This is a genomic window from Streptomyces sp. NPDC088707, assembly GCF_044752725.1.
Classification (GTDB): Bacteria; Actinomycetota; Actinomycetes; order Streptomycetales; family Streptomycetaceae; genus Streptomyces.
Genome location: NZ_JBIVLV010000015.1, coordinates 125,718 through 146,000 on the forward strand (window position 1 = coordinate 125,718; position 20,283 = coordinate 146,000).

Sequence of the window (20,283 nt, forward strand, 5' to 3'; positions counted from 1 at the left end):
AAGAAGTCCTTCGTCGGGTCGTCGCGTCGGGGTGGCGCTCAGGTCATGGCACGGGGGATGGCACGGAGCTGCCCCATCGTACGGAGCGAATCTATCGCCCGCGGGTTCTACCCCTCGAGGTAGGTGGCGATGCCGTCCGCGATCCCCTGGGCGGCCTTCTGCCGCCACGCCGCCGACGTGAGCAGTTCTGCGTCCTTCGGATCACGCATATTGCCGCATTCGACGAAGACCTTGGGCACGGTTGAGAGATTGAGTCCGCCGAGATCGTCGCGGACGTCCAACCCCGTACCCGAACCGAGGTAGTTGGCGGGGGCCGTTCCGGTGGCGCGGGCGAACCGGGCGGCGATCCGCTCGCCGAGCTCGCGCGAGGGTCCGACGATCTTCGCGGTGTCGGCGGAGCCTTCGCGCACGCGCGCGGGCAGGATCACATGGAAGCCGCGGTTGCCGACGGCGGAGCCGTCCGCGTGGACGGAGACGACGGCGTCGGCGCGGGCCGCGTTGCCGATCTTCGCGCGCTCGTCGATGCAGGGGCCCCAGGGCCGGTCGGCGTCGTGGGTGAGGACCACCTCGGCGCCGCGCGCCGTGAGGAGGTCCCGCAGCCGGTGGGTGACGTCGAGGGTGAAGGAGGCCTCGGTGTATCCCGCGTTCGTGGAGGTGCCGGTGGTGTCGCACTCCTTGCGGGTCGTCCCGATGTTCACCTTCTGATTGATTTCACGTGAATGGCGGAAATTGCCTGCATTGTGGCCTGGGTCGAGGACGACGGTCCGCCCGGCGAGCGAGGGGGCCGACGCACCGGGACCCGCGGTCCCCGAGGGCGTGGGGGTGGGAGCGGGCGATACGGCCGCCGGGCTCTCCGTGGACTTCCGGTCCGACGGCGAGGCCTGCGAGGCCCCGCAGCCGGCGAGTACGGCGCAGCAGCCCGTGGCGGCGAGGGCGAGCGCGAGGCCGCGGGTACGGCTGCGGGTGCGGTGAGTGGTCTTCCGGTGGTCGTACGGCACCTGGCGACTCTAGGCCCTGTGCGGGGCGGAAACCCGCAGCGGGTACGTCGCAGCTTGGTCACCGCTTCGCGGAACGGTGGACGCGTGTGAGCAGACCGTGAAGGGTAGGTGCAAGAGGCGACGGTGGGGTGTCACCGCGCATGGACCCACGAGGGGGAACCGTGGTGGGGGAAGAACCGAACGACGCACGTCCCGAGCCGTCCGACCGGCCTGTGCGGGACGACGCATCAGACAGATCGAACGAGCCGGGTCAGCCCGGTCAGGCGAGTCGACCCGGTCAGGCGGGCCCGCTCGACTCGTCGACCCGGATACTGCGGTCCGCGCCCGCGGACCGGCCCGCCCCGGACGCCGGCCCGCCGGCCACGCCAGCGGCTTCCGCGCCCGTGGCCCCCGCGCCCTGGGAGGCGCGGCCCTCGGCGGGCTTCGGGCCGCCGACCGACCCGCCCCCGAGCGCGGCGGCCCGGCCGGGCCCCGAGGCCACCGGCCCCGCTCCCGGCGCGGTGCCCGGATCGGCTCCCGCCGCCGGTCCCGCCACCGCACCCGGCTGGGCCGGTGCCGGCACGCCCCCGCCGCCGCCCGGCGCCCCGCCGGGCTACGGACCGCCGCCCGGCTACGGCCCGCCCGGGTACGGTCCGCCGCCCGGCGACGGCGGGCAGCCGCCCGCGCAGCCGCCCGGCGAGGCGAACGGCGCCCAGGCCGCCATGATCGGCCTGCTCAACCTCTCCTGCCTGGGCCTCGGTTACGTCCTCCTGCGCAACTGGGTCGGCGCCGCGCTCTGCTGGATCGCCACCGCCGCCCTGCTCTTCCTGGCCCTCCCCGCCGACGTCGACGGCGTGCCCGTCGGGCTCCTCGTCGGCTACGGCGTCTTCCTCCTGGCCGTCGCGGCGGACGGCGCCCGCCGCGGCCTGCGCGCGACCCTCCGGATCGGCACGTCCTTCCGCCGCCTCGCGCTGCCGCTGGCCCTCGTGCTGCTCGCGGTGCCCGCGGGCGGCTCGCTCGCCTACGGGGCGGCCCGCGACGAGGCGAAGGAGCAGGCCCTGCTCGACCGCCTCACCGCCGCCGACGAGCTCGTGAAGTCGGCCGACGGCCTCGGCTTCGCCCAGGCCGAGCCGACCTTCCGCAAGGCGCTCGGCGAGTACGAGAAGCTCGGCAGGGAGCACGCGGGATCACGGGCCGGAAAGCTCGTCCCCGCGCGCCTCGACACCTACTTCGCGACGGTCTCCAAGCCGTACGCCGACAAGGTCTACTGCGACGCGGTCCCGCGCCTCACCTACCTGCGGGGGCTCCCGGCCACCGTCGACAAGGACCTCCTGGGCACCCGGCCGGCCAAGACCGACGAGCCGCTGGCCCACTCCCTCTACGAGTGCGGGGCGGCCGGCATCGGCAACGCGACCTACGAGCCGGACCCCAGGGAGAGCTTCAACGAACTCCTCAAGACCTTCCCGAAGTCGTCGTACGCGCCCAAGGTCGCACCGGCCTTCGAGGCGTCGATCAGGACCCGGGCGGACGCCCTCGCCGGGAGCGGCACCCCCTGCGACACCACCAAGGAGCTGCACGTCATCGACGCCTCCCTCGACGGCATGACGGACCCGTCGGTCGAGGGCGCCTCGGACCAGGCCGACGCGGCGGTCCAGAAGGGCGACTTCGCCTGCGGGACCGACCAGTTCAAGGACAAGGACTTCAAGGCCGCCCTCGACACGATGACGGCGTACGCGAAGGACTACCCGAGCAGCCCGCAGGCCGCGCACGCCCGCTCCATCGCCATCGCCGCCGAGATCGCCGACGAGGAGCCCGCGGCGGGCGGGAAGCTGCCCCCTGCCGACGTGCCCGGGGGTACGCGGATGGTGATGGTGGTGAGCAACGACGGTCCCGGCGAGGTCGAGCTGCTCTACACCGGCCCCATGACCGGCAAGATCACCCTGAAGGCGTGCGGAACCTGCACCAAGTATCCGAGCCCGATCTTCGCGGGCTCCAAGAAGATCAAGGCCTGCACGGGTCCGTCCTCGAAGTACCCGAAGGCGACCCTGCTGCTGCCCGCCGGCGACTACCACTTCCTCCAGAAGCGGGTCTCCACCGGCACGTCCACGGCCGGTGACACCAAGTCGAGCAAGGCCAAGATCGAACCGGGCTACAGCTACACCAACTGCCTGTACGTGACCTCGGGGTTCTGACCGTTCCGACCCCGGGTTCCGCCTCATCGGCGCGCATCGCCCCGGCGGCCGTCCCCTTCCGAGGGGGCGGCCGCCGACGTGTCGGCCCGCGGCTCAGCCCCGGCGGCGCAGCACCCGCAGCGACTCCGTGACCGAGACCTCCTCGAAGTCCCCCGACTCCAGTGCGCGGAGGTAGATCCGGTACGGCGCCTGGCCGCCGTCCTCCGGGTCCGGGAAGACGTCGTGGATGACCAGCAGGCCCCCGGGGGCGACCTTCGGTGCCCAGCCCTCGTAGTCGTTGCCGGCGTGCTCGTCGGTGTGCCCGCCGTCGACGAACACGAACCCGAGCTGTCCGCCCCACACCTTCGCGACCTGCGGCGACCGCCCCACCACGGCGATCACGTGCTCTTCGAGCCCCGCCCTGCGCAGCGTCCGCCGGAACGTCGGCAGGGTGTCCATGAGCCCCACCTCCGGGTCGACCACGGTCTCGTCGTGGTACTCCCATCCCGGCTGCTGCTCCTCGCTGCCCCGGTGGTGGTCCACGGTCACCGCGACCGTCCCCGCCTGCCGCGCCACGTCGGCCAGCAGGATCGTGGAGCGCCCGCAGTACGTGCCGACCTCCAGGAGCGGCAGCCCGAGCTTCGCGGCCTCGGTGGCCGCCGCGTACAGGGCCAGCCCCTCACCGACGGGCATGAAGCCCTTGGCGGCCTCGAAGGCGGCGAGGATCTCGGGCGCGGGCTCGGACATGGTGACTCCTACTGGCGGGTACGCGGGTGACGGCGCCCATCGTGCCCTACGCGTCGCACTCGAACCACACCGTCTTCCCGTCGGCCCGCTCGTCGACCCCCCACCGGTCCGTCACGGCCTCCACCAGGACGAGACCCCGCCCGCCCGCGTCCAGCGGATCGGCCGCCTTCGCGTGGACGGTCCCCGGCACGCCGTCCGAGACCTCGACCCGGAGCCCGTACGGCTCCCGCAGGATCAGCACCGCGCAATGCCGGCCGGGCACGTGCCGGACGACGTTGGCGACGAGCTCGGTCAGCGCGAGGGCCGCGGAGTCCGTCAGCCGGTCGAGCTCCCACCGCGTGAGGAACATGCGCAGGATGCGGCGCATGTGACCGGCGGAGTGCTCACCGACGGTGAACCGCATGCGGTAGCTCGTCGCAAGTACCGCAGGGTAGAGGTCTGTTGCCTGATTCATGCCACCAGACTGGGCGGCCTTCGTTACGCTCGGCTACGGACTGAACACAACGCCTCACCGCGTGAACTTGGGGGTGACCTCGCCGTGGTCAACATCCGCAGCCTGGATCCGAGTGCCTCGCCGCTGGACTACTACGGATACGAACTCCGCCGCCTGAGAGAGGAGGCGGGTCTCAGCCAGTCGCAGCTCGGGGACGTCCTCTTCTGCACCGGTTCGCTCGTCGGTCAGATCGAGACGGCGAGAAAGGTCCCGACCAGGGAGTTCTCGGAACGGCTCGACGCGGCCCTGATGACTGGCGGGTTCTTCACGCGGCTGGTCGGGCTGGTGCTGAAGAGCCAACTGCCGTCGTGGTTCAGGCCGTACGCGGACATGGAGGCGAGGGCGACGTACCTCTGCTCGTTCCAGGCGCAGGTAGTGGATGGCCTGCTCCAGACTGAGAGTTACGCCCGGGCAGTCCTAGGCGTTCGGTTCGAGACCGACCTCGATGGGCTGGTGGCCGCCCGGATTGAGCGCCAGCGCATCCTGGAGCGCGAGAACCCGCCACTGCTCTGGGTCGTGATGAGCGAGGCGGTGCTGCGCCAAGAAACAGGCGGACGGAAGGTGATGCGGGAGCAACTCGCCCACCTGTTGGGGATGCAGGACCGCGAATGGGTGAAGATCCAGATGCTCCCCTTCGAGGTCGGCGCGCACCCGGGGCAACCGGGTTCCTTCAACCTCCTGCGCTTCGAGAGCGAGCCCGACCTCGTCTACACGGAGGACTTCGTCCAGGGGCATATGACCGTGGATTCAGCCGCGTTCAGGCAGGGGTTGCTCCGTTACGATCACCTTCGAGCGGCCGCTCTCTCGGTGGAAGACTCGTCCGCGCTGATCACCCGCGTCATGGAGGAACACTATGGAGACAACCCAGAACATGGCGGGCGCGCGCTGGCGTAAGTCCTCGTACAGCTCCGACACCGGCGGTCAGTGCATCGAGTGCGCCCCCCTCGGCGCCGTCGCCTGGCGCAAGTCCTCCTACAGCGGGGACACCGGCGGCCAGTGCATCGAGGTCGCCGACCTCACCGCCCACATCGCCGTCCGTGACTCCAAGAACCCCGGAGGCCCCGCCTTCCTCGCCACCCCCGCCGCCTTCGCGGCCTTCGTGAGCGCCGCCGCCGAAGGGCGTATCGGCAAGCGCTGACCATGGCGACCCTCATAGGGGTCGTGATCCTCGCTCTCGTCCTGCCGGCCTGGGCGGGGATCACGTACGTCGGTCTTGTCCGGGCCCGTCGGGGCGACGAACTGCCCCCACCCCGACTGCCCCGGCGCCGCCGCTCAGCCGCCAGGAAGGCCGCCTGGGTCGCCGGGCTCGCCTACCTTGCGGGCGGCGCGGTGCATGTGTACGGCCTGTCGTACCTGCCGTTCCTCTTCCCGGAGGACGCGTGCTGGTTCGGTGTGGGGATCAAGGCCTACCCGGACTCCAGCAGCGCGCTGCCCGTGAGCCTGGTGTGCCACGGCATCGAGGTCGTCCCCTGGTGGGTCAACCCGGGGCTCCTCGTCCTCGCGGTCATCGCCGTCGCCGCGACCGTCGCGGGCGTCGTCCTCGCGTGGCGAGGTTCCTCTTCCAGGAGGAAGGTGACGCGTCGGCCCACGGCGTGATCAGGCGGCCGCGTCCAGAGCGTCTGCCCGCCTCACGAGGTCCGCGGCGATGTCGTCCCAGTCGGGGCCGAACATCTCCAGCCTCACCGCCGCCTCCCGCATCAGCGCGGGCTCGTCCGGCCGTTGCAGCAGCACCAGTCGGTAGGAGGCGTGCTGGGCGAGGGTGCTGTGCATGAACCGCAGCCTATGACGCCCTGATCCGTGCTTCGTACGTCGGACGCGGCGGGACGCGGAGGCGCGGGGCCGGGATTCTGCCCGTCCGGTCCGCTCATGCTGCCCGCCCGTACCTGGCACCGGCGGGGCTCCACCGCGTATCCAGGAAGGAGCCGACGAACCCCGCCACCAGGAGATCCCCCGTGCGCGATCACGACAACGCCACCGCAGACGAGGTCGGCAGGGACCGCACGTCCGCCCGCAGGCCCGCAGTGTCGCGGCCCGGGCAGTCGCAGGGCCTGCTCGGCCTGCAGGCGGCAGCCGGCAATGCCGCGGTCGTCCAGATGCTCCGCGAGGCGGGGCACCCGTGGGCCGTGGCCGATCCGCATCAGCACACGAGCGGCTGCGGGCACCGGGCGGAGCCGCCCGCCGTGCAGCGCTCCACCGTCCACGACGTCCTGCGCTCCGGCGGCCGTCCCCTGGACGAGGAGACCCGGGGCGACATGGAGGCGCGTCTGGGCGCGGACTTCTCCGACGTGCGGATCCACACCGACGCTGCGGCGAAGGCGTCCGCGACCGAGGTCGGTGCCCGGGCCTACACGTCGGGGAGTCATGTCGTGATCGGTGAGGGCGGCGCCGACAGGCACACGCTCGCCCACGAGCTGACCCATGTCATCCAGCAGCGCCGGGGGCCGGTCGCGGGGACGGAGAACGGCTCGGGCCTGAAGGTCTCCGATCCGTCCGACCGCTTCGAGCGGGAGGCGGAGGCGACCGCGCGGCAGGCCCTGTCGTCGCCGGCCCCCGTCCACCCGCCGGGACCGGAGGCGGGGGCGCCGTCGCACGGTCCGGCTCCCCTCCAGCGCGTGGTCGACGGCAAGCGGGGTTTCGAGGCCGACGAATCCTCCGAGGACGCGTCGAAGCGCCTCAGGGCCTCCGACCAGTCGGAACAGTGGGTACCCCCTTCCTGGGACGAGGTGAGGGCCTACTGGGTCGGGCAGGCTCTTCCCTTCTACGGACTTGAGGAGGGTTCGCCCCAGGAGCGTCAGAGCTACCGCGACTGGTGCTTGGCCACCTACCACGCCCTGCCCCCTGAAGAGGCGCAGAGCGCGGAGCAGAGTGCTCCTGCACCCGATGTCGCATGGCCCTGGGCCACCGCGCAGCGGATCGACGGCCCCGACGGCATCGCGCACCACGAGCTCGACAACACGAACACGATCGCGGTGTACGCGGGCAGCCGCGGCGACATGTACCACGTGCGGGCGGCCATGGTCGCGACTCCTGGGACCAAGCTGCTCGTCTACGGCGTCCACGAGGGAACGGCGGGCGCGGCCCAGGGACTTCTCGAACTCACCCAGGACCTCGTCGCCAAGGGGTCCGAGATCTTCTGGTCGGAGCGTTCGCACGAGGAGCTGGATCTCCAGGAAAGCCTGAGCCCGAGTCCGGGCGTTCTCTCGCACAAGGGTGATACGGCGTCCACCCGCTACCTTGAGCAGGTTCTGACGGACCCGCGCGACGAGACGTACGGATGGGGCGAAGACGTCCCGGAGCGGGAGCGGCGCCGCCAGAACTTCTACAAGGACTACGCCGAGCCGACCGCGGAGCAGAGCGCCGCGTTCGGTCCGCTGCTCGCGGGCAAGGGGTTCCGGCAGGGCACCCCGTACGTGCTCGTGAACTTCCGGAACAGCGGTCACGCCGGGACGGGCAACGCCCCGGCGCTCGACACCGGCAGGGCGGGCATGACCGACATCATGGGCACGATCAAGGAGCAGCTCGGGGCGGCCGTCGTCCCCGTTCCCGTCGGTGACTTCCCGGAGGGGTACACGGCGGACACCTGGCCCGGTCCCCATCTCGTGAAGTACTTCACGTGGGAGGAGACGAAGGACCGAAGGTCGCAGCTGGCCCTCCTCCACCACCTCAACACCCGCTTCGACGTTCTCGGTGCGATCGGAATGCGCAGCGGCGTGACCGATCAGTTCGCCTTCGCGGGCATCAGGACGATCTCCATCGACATCACTCCCTATCAGCAGCGCCCCGACCGGGCCAACGGCATGCAGGGCCATCCCTCGAAGGGCTGGAACCGAGGCATGAAGCTGGAGAACTCCTTCGGCCCCCACTACGGGCGCGTGTTCCTGAAGGAGCCACGGGACGGCGACTGGAAGAAGGACGACGGCGAATGGCGCGGTCCCCTCGGCGAGGGCGACCGGGCGTCGGTCGGGCACGCCGTCGCCTTCTACTTCGGCCAAGGCGACGACAGGGCCGACTGGGACCGGTACGAGCACCGCACCCATCCGATGAGCGAGGACGAGTTCCTCCAGTGGCTGGGCAACCCGGAGATCGGAGCGAGGCAGCGACAGGAGACGCTGCGGCAGCTCAAGGACCAGGAGGGGCTCATCGACGCGCGGCGGCTGTTCTCCGACGCCGCGTGGGCGGCCTACGAGCAGGCTTGCCAGGACAACGGCATCAGCTGACGGGACCGCCCCCGCCCGCGCCGGCCAGGACCGCGACCAGCTTCCTGACGACCGCCTTCCACTCCTTGCCGTCCGACTCCTCCCAGAGTTCGAGGAGTTCGGACGGCTCCGTGAGGATCCGGTCCAGGGCCGCCACGGCCTGCGGGCGCAGGTCGGCCGGGAGCGGCGGCAGGGGATCCTTCGGGGCGTACGCGGTGGTGACAGGGTCGCCGCCGGGGCACTGGGCGGCGAGGAGGGCCGCCGAGGCGATCGCCTCGTCCGCCAGGTCCGCGTCCAGGTAGGCGTCGCCGGTCTCGATCACCTCGCGGAAGGCCGTACGCAGCACCTCGGCCTTCTTCTCCGCCGGGGCCTCGTCCACCCGGTACGAGAAGTCGGCGGCGGTGTCGTTGTCGAAGGGGCCGATGTCCCAGGTGCCCATGGCGTACTCGCTTTCCGCGTGCTCGGTCGTTCCGCTGTACCGACAGGGTGGCAGGCACCACTGACAACGCCGGTCCGGTGCCCGGGTCCTGTGCCCGGATCCCGCTCGTGACGAGGGCGCGCGGCCTCCGCCCGGCGCGTGGGGCCTCGGCGTGACCGCGCTCCTCGCGCCGCTGCTCGGCGGCGGCCTGGAGCTCCATGCGCTTGCTCCCGGTGTTCCCGTCGCGCCGACCACGGCGATCAGCAGTGCCGTCCAGCTCGCGCCCATGTTCCCCCTGCGTACGGTCCGTCTCCGCGTCGATGCTGCCACCGGGGCGACCCGCGGGCCCGGCCGTCGTCATGCGGGGGCGGGATTCCGCTCCGTATCTGACCTTCCGTCAGAATGGAACGTGTTCTAGTCTGCCGCGCATGGGCATCGCCATCACGCACGAACAGCGGGAGCTCGCCCGATCCGTCCGGGGCTGGCTCCACCGCGCCGTACCGCCCGAGGAGGTCCGTAAGCACCTGGACGTCCCCGACACCGCCACCGGGCGGCCGGCCTACTGGGACGCCGCCGCCGGGCAGGGGCTCCTCGGGGTGCACCTGCCCGAGGAGTACGGGGGAGGGGGCGGCGACCTCGGAGACCTCGTCGTGGTCGTGGAGGAGGCCGCGAGAGCCCTCCTGCCGGGGCCCTACCTGCCCTCCGTCCTCGCCGCCGAGCTGCTCCGCCGGGCCGGGGAGACGGAACTCACCGGGTCCCTCGCGCGCGGGGAGCGGATCGGCGCCGTCGCACTCGGCGGGACCGGTACGGCATCAGGGCCCGCCGGCGCCGGTTCCGGAGGCAGTGACCCCGCCGGCCCCGGCCCCGGCAGCGGTGGAACCGACCGCACCGGCCCCGGCACCCTCACCGCCGTCCGTACCGCGAGCGGCTACCTCCTCGACGGCGCCGCGCCCCCCGTCCTCGGCGGCGCCCAGGCCGATCTCGTCATCCTGCGCGCCGCCACCGCCGACGGCTCCGTCTGGCTCGCCGTCGACACCGACGGCCTCGCCGTCCGCCCCCACGAGAGCGCCGACCCCACCCGACCCACCGCCGGGATCACCGCCCGGAACCACCACGTCCCCGCAGCCCGCGCACTCGCCCTCGACACCGCCCTCGTCCACGACCTCGCCGCCGTCCTCTTCGCCGCCGACGCCTGCGGCACCGCCGCCCGCGCCGTCGAGACCGCCGCCGAACACGCCCGCACCCGCGAACAGTTCGGCCGCCCCATCGGACAGTTCCAGGGCGTCAAACACCTCTGCGCCGACATGCTCGTCCGGCTCGAACAGGCCCGCGCCCTCACCTGGGACGCCGCCAGGGCCGGAGACGACGAGGCCCGCCCCCTCACCGCCGCGCTCGCCGCCGCCACCGCCCTCGACACCGCGTTCACCTGCGCCAAGGACTGCATCCAGATCCTCGGCGGCACCGGGTTCACCTGGGAGCACGACGCCCACCTGCTGCTCCGCCGCGCCCTCGTGGCCCGCCAGCTCCTCGGCACCGGCGACCGGCACCGGCTCGACGCCCTCCGGCACGCCGCCGACGGCGTCCGGCGCGGCCTCCGGCTCGACCTGCCGCCCGAGGCCGACCCGTACGTCGCGGCCGCCCGCGAGGCGCTCGCCCCCGCCGTGGGGCTCGACCCGGCCGCCGCCCGCCGCGTCCTCGCCCCCACCGGCTACGCCGCCCCGCACCTCCCGGAGCCGTACGGACTCGGCGCCGGTCCCCTCCAGCAGCTCGCCGTCCAGCGCGCACTCGACGAGGCCGGGATCACCGTCGCCGGGCTCGGCATCGCCACCTGGGTCGTGCCGTCCCTCCTCGCCCACGGCACCCCCGCCCAGCAGGACGAACACCTCGGCCCGACCCTGCGCGGCGAGCGCCTCTGGTGCCAGCTCTTCTCCGAGCCCGGCGCCGGCTCCGACCTCGCCTCCCTCCGCACCCGCGCCGAGCGCACCGAGGACGGCCGCTGGCGGATCAACGGCCAGAAGGTGTGGACGAGCGCCGCGCAGTGGGCCCATCACGGCATCCTGCTCGCCCGCACCGACCCGGCCGCCCCCAAGCACAAGGGCCTCACCTACTTCCTCGTCGACATGCGGAACACCCCCGGGATCGACGTACGGCCGCTCAAGGAGATCACCGGGGAGTCCCTCTTCAACGAGGTCTGGTTCGACGACGCGATCCTCCCCGCCGACGCCGTCGTCGGCGAGGTCGACGACGGCTGGCGGGTCGCCCGCAACACCCTCGGCAACGAACGCGTCCACATGGCCGACCAGGTCGCCTTCGACACCGGCCTCGAAGCCGTCATCGCCCGGGCGGACCGGGTCGACGGCTCCGTACGGGTACGGATCGGCGCCCTGCTCGCCGAGGCGCACGCGCTCGCGTGCATCGGCCTGCGCACCACCCTGCTCCAGGTGTCCGGGCTCGAACCCGGCGCGGGCGCCAGCGTCCGCAAGCTCGTCCAGACCCTCCACCAGCAGAAGCTCGCCGAACTCACCCTCGAACTCCTCGGCCCCGAGGGCGCCGTGCGTGAGGGACCCGGCGAACGGGCCGTCCACGGCCTGCTCATGTCCCGCTGCCTCACCATCGCGGGCGGCACCACACAGGTACAGCTCAATGTCGTCGCCGAGCGGCTGCTCGGCCTGCCGCGAGACTGAGGGGGAAACCGAGATGACCACCAAGGCGTACGTCGTCGGGGTCGGGATGACCAGGTTCGAGAAGCCCGAGACCCGGGACTGGCAGTACTGGGACATGGTCAAGGAGGCCGGCACCGCCGCCCTCGCCGACGCGGGCGTCCCCTACGCGCGCGTGGAGCAGGCCGCCGTCGGCTACTGCTTCCAGGCCTCCACCGCCGGACAGCGCGCCGTGTACGAACTCGGGCTCTCCGGCATCCCCGTCTACAACCTCAACAACAACTGCGCGACCGGCTCCACCGCCCTCATGACGGCCCGCCAGTTCGTCGAGGGCGGCATCGCCGACTGCGTCCTCGCGGTCGGCTTCGAGAAGATGAGCCGGGGCTCGCTCGGCGGCGGCGGATCGGGGCCCGGCGACCTCACTACGTCGCCCGTCGCCCGGCACTACGGGATCATGGCCGCCGGCCACGGCTTCGAGGCGAGCCCGCCCACCGCGCAGATCTTCGGCAACGCCGCCCGCGAGCACATGGAGCGGTACGGGACGACCGAGGCGCAGCTCGCGGCCGTCGGCGCCAAGAACCACCGGCACTCGGCGAACAACCCCAACGCCCAGTTCCAGGACGTCTACACGGTCGACGAGATCCTCGCCGCGAAGACCGTCCACCGGCCGCTCACCAAGCTCCAGTGCTCGCCCACCTCGGACGGCGCGGCGGCCGCCCTCGTCGTCTCCCAGCGCTTCGTCGACGAGCACGGGCTGCGGGACCGGGCGGTGGAGATCGCCGGGCAGGCGATGACCACGGACACCGAGGAGTCCTTCGCCTCGGGCTCCTGCATCGACGCCGTCGGCCGCCCGATGTCCCGGGCCGCCGCCCGGCAGGCGTTCGAGCGCTCCGGGCTCGGCATCGAGGACGTCGACGTGGTCGAGCTCCACGACTGCTTCTCCGTCAACGAGCTCCTCACCTACGAGGCGCTCGGCATGTGCGAGGAGGGCGCCTCCGGCAAGCTCGTCGAGTCCGGCGCGACGACGTACGGCGGCAGCTGGGTCGTGAACCCCTCCGGCGGCCTCATCTCCAAGGGCCACCCGCTGGGCGCGACGGGCCTGGCGCAGGCCGCCGAACTCGTCTGGCAGCTGCGGGGCGAGGCGGGCCCCCGTCAGGTGGCGGGGGCGCGGGTCGGGCTCGCGCACAACATCGGCCTGGGCGGGGCGGCGGTGGTGACGCTGCTGCGCAGGTCGTAGGACCTTATCCCCATGTACGGGGCGGATGCGGTCTGCGACCATGACACCCATGCCGCAGACCGACTCCGCACGGACGACCCCCGCCACCTCCTCCATAGCCACGCCCCGTGCCTGGGCGGTCGTCCTGACCGCCTGCGCGGGCCAGTTCCTCGTCGTCCTCGACGTCTCCGTCGTGAACGTGGCGCTGCCGTCGATGCGGACCGATCTCGGACTCTCGGCGCTCGGTCTGCAGTGGGTCCTCAACGCCTACGCCATCGCCTTCGCCGGCTTCATGCTGCTCGGCGGACGAGCCTGCGACCTCTACGGGCGGAAGGCGATGTTCCTCCTCGGGCTCGGTCTCTTCACCGCCGCCTCGGTCGCGGGCGGCCTCGCCCAGGAGGGCTGGCAACTCGTCGCCGCCCGAGCCGTGCAGGGCCTCGGCGCGGCCGTCCTCTCGCCCGCCACGCTGACCCTGATCACCGCCGCCGTCCCCGCCGGAGCCGCCCGCACCAGGGCCATCGGCACCTGGACCGCGGTCGGCGCGGCCGGCGGCGCGGCGGGCGGCTTCGTCGGCGGCGTCCTCGTCGACCTGTTGTCCTGGCGCTGGGTCCTGCTCATCAACGTCCCCGTCGGCGTCCTCGTCCTCGCGGGCGCGCTGCTCTGGCTCCGCGAGTCCCGCACCGGCGCGGGCCGCCGCCTCGACCTGCCCGGCGCGGTCCTCGTCACCGCGGGGCTCGCCACCCTCGCGTACGGCATCGTCCAGACCGAGGAGGCGGGCTGGACGGCCCCGGCGACCCTGCTCACGCTCCTCGGCGGTCTGGCGCTCCTCGGCGTCTTCGTGGCGGTGGAGGCCCGCACGGCGGAGCCGCTGATGCGGCTGAGCATCTTCCGTACGCGCGCGGTGTCGGCGGCCAACGTGGCGATCCTGCTGTGCGGTTCGAGCTCCTTCGGCATGTGGTTCTTCATGACCACCTACGCGCAGACCGTCCTCGCGTACACCCCGCTCCAGGCCGGTCTCGCCCTGGTCCCCAGTTCCCTCAGCGTCGTCCTCGGCTCCAAGCTGGCCCCGCACCTGATGCCGGTCGTCGGCGCCCGGAACCTCGCCGTCGTCGGCGCCCTCGTCGGGGCGGCGGGCTTCGCCTGGCAGTCGACGCTCACTGCCGACGGCACGTTCCTCGGGACGATCCTCGGCCCCGGCATCCTGATGATGGCCGGCCTCGGTCTGGCCACCACCCCGCTGGCCGCCCTCGCCACGTCCAGCGCCGCCCCGTCCGACGCGGGTCTCGTCTCGGGCCTGGTCAACACCTCCCGCACGATGGGCGGCGCGCTGGGCCTCGCGGTGCTCTCGACGATCGCCGCGGCGGCCACCCCCGCCGTCACCTCGGGCACACCGGACCCGTCGTCCCTCGTCCCCGGGTACGCGCTGGCCTTCCGGGTGGCGACGGGCGTGCTGATCGGGGCGGCGGTGCTGATGCTCCTGTGGCTCCCCAGGCCGGTGAAGACGGCGGCCGGCCGCGGGTGACAATGCCCGGGTGATATCGATCAAGAACAGACTCAGAACCGCCGTGACCGCGCTGGCCGTCGGCGCCTCCCTGCTCGTCGCACCGTCGGCCTCGGCGGAACCGGTCCTGGCCGTGACCACCGGCGCCGTGTTCAACGACCCGAACAGCACCGACGCCTCCGCCAGGGGGCGGATCCTCTCCCACCTGGCGGGGCTCGTCGACGGCGCGGAGGCCGGGTCGTCCATCCGGATCTCCCTGTACCTGTTCCAGTCCGTGTACCTGGCCAACAAGCTGGGTGACGCCCACAAGAGGGGCGTCACCGTCCAGGTCGTCGTCGACGCCGACAGCAGGTCCACCGGCCTCGAAACCCTGAAGACCCGGCTGGCGGACCCGGCGGGCAGCCCCGGCTCCTGGGTGCGGACCTGCAAGCCGGAGGAGGCCTGCCTCGCGCTGGATCCGGGCACCACGGAGGCGGACCCGAACGGCACGTACGACAACGTCAACCACAACAAGTTCTTCCTGTTCTCCCGTACCAAGGGCAAGGGCGACGTGTTCGTCGACGACGTGGTCGTGCAGGGGTCCGGGAACCTCACGAGCCAGGACACCGACGACTGGTGGAACGACGCCCTGACGGTCGTCGGCAACACGGAACTGTTCGCCGCGTACACCCGGTACCTCGACGACCTGGCGGCGGCCGCCGCCGGGCAGACGCCCCAGGTCGCGGACTACGCGCACGACACCCAGGCGGGCAAGGCGAAGGTCTACTTCTTCCCGCGGTCCACCACCGACACGGTCGTCAACATCCTCGCGACGGTGGCGCCGGTCGCCACCCCGGACTCCTGCACGGGGAACTCCCCGGGCTTCGGCACCGCGGACGGCCGTACGAGGATCCGCATCGCCCAGGGCCACATCACCCGCACCGAGGTGGCCAGGAAGCTGTGGGAACTCGCCGAGGCCGGGTGCGACATCGAGATCGTCTACCGGTCGCTCGACAACTGGACGGCCGACGACAAGCCCATGGGACAGGTGGCCAACTGGCTGACCAGGCCCGTGACGGGCAAGGGCCGCATCACCCTGCACCAGCTCGACAACGACAAGCGCGGCGGCTCCGACTCCCACACCAAGTACCTGCTGGTCGAGGGCACGTACTCCGGCGGCGTGAACAAGAAGATCGTCTTCACCGGCAGCCACACCTACACGACGACGGCCCTCAAGTACAACGACGAGACGCTGCTCAAGTACGAGGACGCCACGGTCTTCGACGCGTACGTGAAGAACTTCGAGGCCCAGCGGGCGGCCGCTCTCGCGGGCCTGTAGACGCCGGGTCTACAGCCACCCCTGCCGACGGGCCGCCCTGACCGCCTCCATGCGGTTGCGCGTGCCCGTCTTGCCGATCGCCGACGACAGGTAGTTGCGGACCGTCGACTCCGAGAGGTGGAGGGTCGCCGCGATGTCCGCGATCGTCGCACCGTCCACCGCGGCGGCCAGGGCGTCCCGCTCGCGGCCCGTCAGCGGGTTGGGCCCCGCGCCGAGCGCCGCCGCCGCGAGGGCCGGGTCGATCACCGTCTCACCCCGCAGGACCCGACGGATCGACTCGGCCAGCTCCTCCACGGGCCCGTCCTTCACCAGGAAGCCCGCCGCACCCGCCTCCATCGCACGGCGGAGATACCCGGGGCGGCCGAACGTCGTGACGATCAGGACCCGGCAGTCCGGGGCCTCCGTGCGCAGGTCCGCCGCCGCGTCCAGCCCCGAACGGCCCGGCAGTTCGATGTCGAGCAGCGCGACGTCTGGCCGCGTGAGCAGCGCCGCGTCCACGATCTCGTCACCCCGCCCGACCTGCGCGACGACCTCCATGTCGGGCTCCATCCCGAGCAGCAGGGCCAGCGCCCCGCGCATCATCCCCTGGTCCTCCGCCAGCAGCAGACGGATCATGTCGTCGGCTCCCCCTCGCACTCGTGCGGGCCGGGGGTCTCCGCGGGGAGCTCCGCGGTGACCCGGAACCCGCCCCGTGGAGCCGGTCCCGAGTCAAGAGTGCCGCCTGCCGCCGCGACCCGCTCGCGCAGGCCCCGCAGACCGCTGCCCGGGGTGGCGTCCGCGCCCGGTGTGCGGGCGACCGGGCCCCGGCCGTCGTCGGTGACGGTGAGGCGGACCCGGTCGGCGGAGCCGTCCAGGGTGAACACGCAGCGGGACGCGCCGCTGTGCCGCACCGCGTTCGTCGTGGACTCCCGCACCACCCAGCTGAGCAGGGCCTCCGTCTGCGGCTCCAGGAGCGGGCCCGAGCGGCGCACCACCGGTTCGATGCCGGCCGAGGACAGCGCGTCGCGCGCCCGGTCGAGCTCGGTGGCGAGGCTTCCCTCGCGGTAGCCGGTGACGGCCTCCCTGATCTCGGTGAGCGCCTGCCGGCCCACCGCCTCGATGTCCGCCACCTGGGCGAGGGCCGCGTCGAGGTCGCGCGGCGCGAGCCGGCGTACGACCTCCGACTTGACGACGATCACCGAGAGCGTGTGGCCGAGCAGGTCGTGCAGGTCGCGGGAGAACCGCAGCCGCTCCTTCTCGACGGCCGCCGTGGCCAGTTCCTCCCGGGTGGCCCGCAGCTGCCGGACCGTTTCGTCCAGGGCGAGGATCGCCGCGGTCACCATCACCGAGATGAACGTGCCGTACACGACGCCGATCGAGTCCCAGTCGTCCTTCCAGAACGTCACCACCCCCACCGCGGCGACCAGCGGGAGGCTGATCCACCGCAGGAGCCGCCCGCGCCGCACCACGGCCCCGACCGCGAGGCCCAGCAGCGGGAAGAGCAGCAGCCACTCCCTCCCGTAAGCGATGGCGAGCGCGAAGGTCAGCGTCCCGAGGGCGCCGAGGAGCCACCAGGTCAGGGACGCCTCCCGGCTCGGCGGGTGGAAGGCACGGAAGACGATCGCGATGTAGAGGGTGTTGAAGGTGAGCAGGCCCAGTCCGCCGATCCACGGGTTCGGGGCCTCGCCGCCCAGGAGGTGGGAGAGCGCGCCCACGCCCATCAGCAGCCACGGGAGCAGACTCAGCCCGCTGGGGCCCCGCTCCGACCGTGCCCGGGCGCGTGCGGCCGCGATGCGTCGCCAGTGGTCGCTCATCCCTGCCCCCTCATACCGTCCTCGCCGAACGACGGTACGAGACCGCCGCGTACGTGCCGAAGAGCGCCGCCCATCCGAGCAGTACGGCCAGGGTCGCCGCCCCCGGCGCCGTCCCCTCCGACAGCGCCACGCCCAGCTCGGCGAACCGGTTCGTCGGGGTGAACTCCGAGACCGTCCGGAGCCAGTCGGGGAAGAGCACGACAGGGAACCACAGCCCGCCCACCACCGCGAGCCCCAGGTTGCAGGCGACGTTCACGACCCCGGTCGTCTGCGCCGTGAGCCGGTAGCCGTTGCCGAGGCCGAGCAGGGTGAACGGGAGCGAGCCCAGCCAGAGCGTGACGGCGACGGCGGCCCACTGCCAGGCGGCCATGCGCACCCCGTTGGCGAGCGCGCCCGCCAGGAGGACCGCGGCGATGGCGGGGAGGACGACCACCGCTCCCGTCAGGGCGCGGCCGGTCACCACCTGGAGGGGCGTCATGGGCGTGACGCGCAGCTGGCGCAGCCAGCCCGTGGTCTTGTCCTCGGCGACCCCGTTGCCGATGGACAGCGCGGCACCGAGCGCCCCGTAGGCCGCCATCCCGACCATCGCGGCCTTCCTGTACGCGCCGTCGTCCCCGTCGCCGAGGTTGGTGAAGAGGAGGTACATCATCACGGGGACGCCGACGGTGGAGATGACGAATCCGGTCTCGCGCAGGGCGCGGCGGACTTCGAGGCGTACGTAGGCGGTGATCATCGCGCGGTCTCCAGTCGTTCGCCGGTCCGGTGGGACAGGGTGAGGAAGGCGTCGTTCAGGGAGGCCCGGGTGACCTCGAGGGAGCGGATCGCGTCCCGCGCGGCGAGGGCGCGGACGGTGGCGTCGGAGTCCTCGGTGCGCAGCCGGGCGCGGTCCTTCCGGATCTCGACGGAGGTGACCCCGGGCAGTGTCATGAGCCACTCCGTGGGACTGCCCGCCAGGTCGAAGGCGACGAGGGTGCCGCCGGCGGCCCGTTTGAGCTCCTCGCCGGTCCCGTCGGCGACGATCCGGCCGGCGTCGAGGACGACGATCCGGTCGGCGTACGCGTCGGCCTCCTCCAGGTAGTGGGTGGAGAACAGGACGGTGTTCCCCCGCCGTGCGTAGCCGCGCATGGCCTCCCAGAACTCCTGGCGGGCCTCGACGTCGAGGGCCGCGGTCGGCTCGTCCAGGACGACCAGCTCGGGGTTGCCGACGAGCGCGATCGCGAAGCGGACCCGCTGCGCCTGGCCCCCGGAGAGCCGGGCCACCCGGCGCTCGGCGAACGCGGAGAGCCCGGCGAGGGCGAGGGCCTCGGCGACCGGCATCGGCGCGGGGTAGGTCCGGGCGACGAAGGACACGACCTCGCGGACGGTCGCCCGGGGGGTCGCGTGGCCCTCCTGGAGCATCGCGCCGACCCGGCCGGCCGCGACGGCGAGGGCCGGGGCACTGCCGAAGAGCGCGACGTGGCCGCTGTCGGGCTCGTCGAGGCCGAGGAGCAGGCTCACGGTGCTCGACTTCCCGGCGCCGTTGCGGCCGAGCAGGGCCACCGTCTCGCCGCGCCGGACGGTGAGGTCGAGGCCGTCGACGGCGCGGACGGCGCCGTACGTCTTCGTCGCGGCCCGGAAGGCGACCGCCGGTTCGTTCGTCAGGTCCTTCGTCATGCCGTCGACGGTACGAATCAGGGGCCGTCGCCCGGCAGGCGCTCATGTACGGACCTGGCCGTGACAAATGTACCGGGACCGAGTCCTGACGTACCGTCAGGTGGCGGCTGCCGGGAGGGTTCCCAACTCCTCTCGCCTGGGCTATACATGGGGACCACCGACCTAGAACGCGTTCTAGAACGGCCGCGTACGGGACGGTCCCCGCACGGCCTCGGTGCGGCCGACGGTGCGGACGGCCGCGCCGAGGTCTTCACCGCCACGAGGAGCAGCAGCCCGATGCCCATCGACCCCGCAAAGGCCGTCGCCGCCGAACCCCGCAGCGCCGAGATCTCCTGGGACCACAAGGACGTCCAGCTCTACCACCTGGGACTCGGCGCCGGAACCCCGGCGACCGACCCCGACGAGCTCCGCTACACCCTCGAATCCAAGCTCCACGTCCTGCCCAGCTTCGCGACCGTCGCGGGCGCCGGCATGGGCGTCGTCGGCGGGCTCTCCGCCCCCGGCATCGACATCGACCTCGCCGCCGTCCTCCACGGCGGCCAGACGATCACCCTCCACCGCCCCGTCCCCGTCGCCGGCCGCGCCGTCTCCACCTCCCGCGTCGCCGCCGTGTACGACAAGGGCAAGGCCGCCGTCCTCGTCCTGCGCTCCGAGGCCTCCGACGCCGACGGCCCGCTCTGGACCAGCGACGCCCAGATCTTCGTCCGCGGGGAAGGCGGCTGGGGCGGCGACCGCGGCCCCTCCGAGCGCCTCACGCTCCCCGAGCGCGCGCCCGACGCCACCGTCGAACGGCCGATCCGCGACGAACAGGCCCTGCTCTACCGGCTCTCCGGCGACTGGAACCCGCTCCACGCCGACCCCGAGTTCGCCAAGCTCGCCGGCTTCGACCGGCCGATCCTGCACGGGCTCTGCTCGTACGGCATGACCCTCAAGGCGGTGGTGGACACGGCGCTCGGCGGGGACGTCGCCCGGGTCCGCTCGTACCGCACGCGCTTCGCCGGGATCGTCTTCCCGGGCGAGACCCTGCGCATCCGGATGTGGGCCGGGGACGGCCGCGTCCAGGTGGCGGTGACGGCCGTGGAGCGCGACGACGCCCCGGTCCTCGCCGACACCCTCGTCGAACACTCCTGATCGCCTGAT

The 20,283-nt window shown here is 72.6% G+C and carries 19 protein-coding genes; 10 read left to right on the plus strand and 9 right to left on the minus strand.

Annotated features, from left to right (window positions below):
- Nucleotides 1-107: 107 nt before the first annotated feature.
- Nucleotides 108-998, minus strand: a complete 891-nt coding sequence (locus ACIP84_RS34660; RefSeq protein WP_401803458.1) for an N-acetylmuramoyl-L-alanine amidase — start codon at nt 996-998, stop codon at nt 108-110.
- A 383-nt stretch (nt 999-1,381) separates the two neighbouring features.
- On the opposite strand from ACIP84_RS34660, the gene ACIP84_RS34665 reads away from it, so the two are divergent.
- Entirely contained in the window at nt 1,382-3,169 is a 1,788-nt protein-coding gene (locus ACIP84_RS34665; RefSeq protein WP_355964829.1) for a hypothetical protein, read from the plus strand.
- Nucleotides 3,170-3,262: 93 nt separating this feature from the next.
- On the opposite strand, the gene ACIP84_RS34670 is transcribed toward ACIP84_RS34665, so the two are convergent.
- Together ACIP84_RS34670 and ACIP84_RS34675 are read right to left on the minus strand one after the other, a co-directional pair.
- Entirely contained in the window at nt 3,263-3,895 is a 633-nt protein-coding gene (locus ACIP84_RS34670; protein WP_401803460.1) for a class I SAM-dependent methyltransferase, read from the minus strand.
- A gap of 46 nt (nt 3,896-3,941) precedes the next feature.
- Nucleotides 3,942-4,349, minus strand: coding sequence for an ATP-binding protein (locus ACIP84_RS34675; protein ID WP_401803462.1), 408 nt, complete (start codon nt 4,347-4,349; stop codon nt 3,942-3,944).
- A gap of 84 nt (nt 4,350-4,433) precedes the next feature.
- Here ACIP84_RS34675 and ACIP84_RS34680 point away from each other — a divergent pair, with 84 nt between their 5' ends.
- Genes ACIP84_RS34680 through ACIP84_RS34690 form a run of 3 tightly spaced genes read left to right on the plus strand, consistent with a single transcriptional unit; the run spans nt 4,434 to nt 5,984 of the window.
- Nucleotides 4,434-5,282 (plus strand): Scr1 family TA system antitoxin-like transcriptional regulator, encoded by an 849-nt coding sequence (locus tag ACIP84_RS34680; protein ID WP_401803464.1) that lies wholly within the window; start codon nt 4,434-4,436, stop codon nt 5,280-5,282.
- Complete coding sequence (locus ACIP84_RS34685) at nt 5,242-5,526, plus strand: DUF397 domain-containing protein (protein WP_401803467.1); 285 nt, start codon at nt 5,242-5,244, stop codon at nt 5,524-5,526. Before ACIP84_RS34680 ends, ACIP84_RS34685 begins: the two co-directional genes overlap by 41 nt.
- Before the next feature lie 2 nt (nt 5,527-5,528).
- Nucleotides 5,529-5,984 (plus strand): hypothetical protein, encoded by a 456-nt coding sequence (locus tag ACIP84_RS34690; RefSeq protein ID WP_401803469.1) that lies wholly within the window; start codon nt 5,529-5,531, stop codon nt 5,982-5,984.
- On the opposite strand, the gene ACIP84_RS34695 is transcribed toward ACIP84_RS34690, so the two are convergent.
- Complete coding sequence (locus ACIP84_RS34695; RefSeq protein WP_401803472.1) at nt 5,985-6,158, minus strand: hypothetical protein; 174 nt, start codon at nt 6,156-6,158, stop codon at nt 5,985-5,987.
- A gap of 182 nt (nt 6,159-6,340) precedes the next feature.
- Here ACIP84_RS34695 and ACIP84_RS34700 point away from each other — a divergent pair, with 182 nt between their 5' ends.
- On the plus strand, nt 6,341-8,605 hold the full coding sequence (locus tag ACIP84_RS34700) for a DUF4157 domain-containing protein (RefSeq protein ID WP_401803475.1): 2,265 nt from the start codon (nt 6,341-6,343) through the stop codon (nt 8,603-8,605).
- Here ACIP84_RS34700 and ACIP84_RS34705 read toward each other — a convergent pair.
- Nucleotides 8,598-9,023, minus strand: a complete 426-nt coding sequence (locus ACIP84_RS34705; RefSeq protein WP_401803478.1) for a DUF4259 domain-containing protein — start codon at nt 9,021-9,023, stop codon at nt 8,598-8,600. The two genes, ACIP84_RS34700 and ACIP84_RS34705, sit on opposite strands and share 8 nt — an antisense overlap.
- Nucleotides 9,024-9,430: 407 nt before the next feature.
- Here ACIP84_RS34705 and ACIP84_RS34710 point away from each other — a divergent pair, with 407 nt between their 5' ends.
- From ACIP84_RS34710 to ACIP84_RS34725, 4 genes are read left to right on the plus strand one after another with little or no spacing between them, the layout of a single operon-like run.
- Nucleotides 9,431-11,686, plus strand: a complete 2,256-nt coding sequence (locus ACIP84_RS34710; RefSeq protein ID WP_401803481.1) for an acyl-CoA dehydrogenase — start codon at nt 9,431-9,433, stop codon at nt 11,684-11,686.
- Nucleotides 11,687-11,699: 13 nt separating this feature from the next.
- On the plus strand, nt 11,700-12,899 hold the full coding sequence (locus ACIP84_RS34715; RefSeq protein WP_401803483.1) for a lipid-transfer protein: 1,200 nt from the start codon (nt 11,700-11,702) through the stop codon (nt 12,897-12,899).
- Between the two features lie 40 nt (nt 12,900-12,939).
- The gene (locus ACIP84_RS34720; RefSeq protein WP_401803485.1) at nt 12,940-14,400 is read left to right on the plus strand and encodes an MFS transporter; all 1,461 of its coding nucleotides are present in this window, start codon (nt 12,940-12,942) and stop codon (nt 14,398-14,400) included.
- A gap of 10 nt (nt 14,401-14,410) precedes the next feature.
- Nucleotides 14,411-15,697 carry a phosphatidylserine/phosphatidylglycerophosphate/cardiolipin synthase family protein gene (locus ACIP84_RS34725; protein WP_401803487.1) on the plus strand — a complete coding sequence of 429 codons (1,287 nt, stop codon included), beginning with the start codon at nt 14,411-14,413 and terminating at the stop codon, nt 15,695-15,697.
- Between the two features lie 9 nt (nt 15,698-15,706).
- Here ACIP84_RS34725 and ACIP84_RS34730 read toward each other — a convergent pair whose 3' ends face one another.
- Genes ACIP84_RS34730 through ACIP84_RS34745 form a run of 4 tightly spaced genes read right to left on the minus strand, consistent with a single transcriptional unit; the run spans nt 15,707 to nt 19,143 of the window.
- On the minus strand, nt 15,707-16,312 hold the full coding sequence (locus ACIP84_RS34730) for a response regulator transcription factor (RefSeq protein ID WP_355964817.1): 606 nt from the start codon (nt 16,310-16,312) through the stop codon (nt 15,707-15,709).
- The gene (locus ACIP84_RS34735; RefSeq protein WP_401803490.1) at nt 16,309-17,490 is read right to left on the minus strand and encodes a sensor histidine kinase; all 1,182 of its coding nucleotides are present in this window, start codon (nt 17,488-17,490) and stop codon (nt 16,309-16,311) included. Before ACIP84_RS34735 ends, ACIP84_RS34730 begins: the two co-directional genes overlap by 4 nt.
- A 10-nt stretch (nt 17,491-17,500) precedes the next feature.
- Nucleotides 17,501-18,223, minus strand: coding sequence for an ABC transporter permease (locus ACIP84_RS34740; protein WP_401803493.1), 723 nt, complete (start codon nt 18,221-18,223; stop codon nt 17,501-17,503).
- Nucleotides 18,220-19,143: an ATP-binding cassette domain-containing protein gene (locus tag ACIP84_RS34745; RefSeq protein ID WP_401803496.1), complete on the minus strand. Its 924-nt coding sequence runs from the start codon at nt 19,141-19,143 to the stop codon at nt 18,220-18,222. The genes ACIP84_RS34740 and ACIP84_RS34745 overlap by 4 nt, the downstream gene beginning before the upstream one ends.
- 276 nt (nt 19,144-19,419) lie before the next feature.
- On the opposite strand from ACIP84_RS34745, the gene ACIP84_RS34750 reads away from it, so the two are divergent.
- Nucleotides 19,420-20,274, plus strand: coding sequence for a MaoC/PaaZ C-terminal domain-containing protein (locus ACIP84_RS34750; RefSeq protein WP_355964814.1), 855 nt, complete (start codon nt 19,420-19,422; stop codon nt 20,272-20,274).
- Nucleotides 20,275-20,283: the final 9 nt, after the last annotated feature.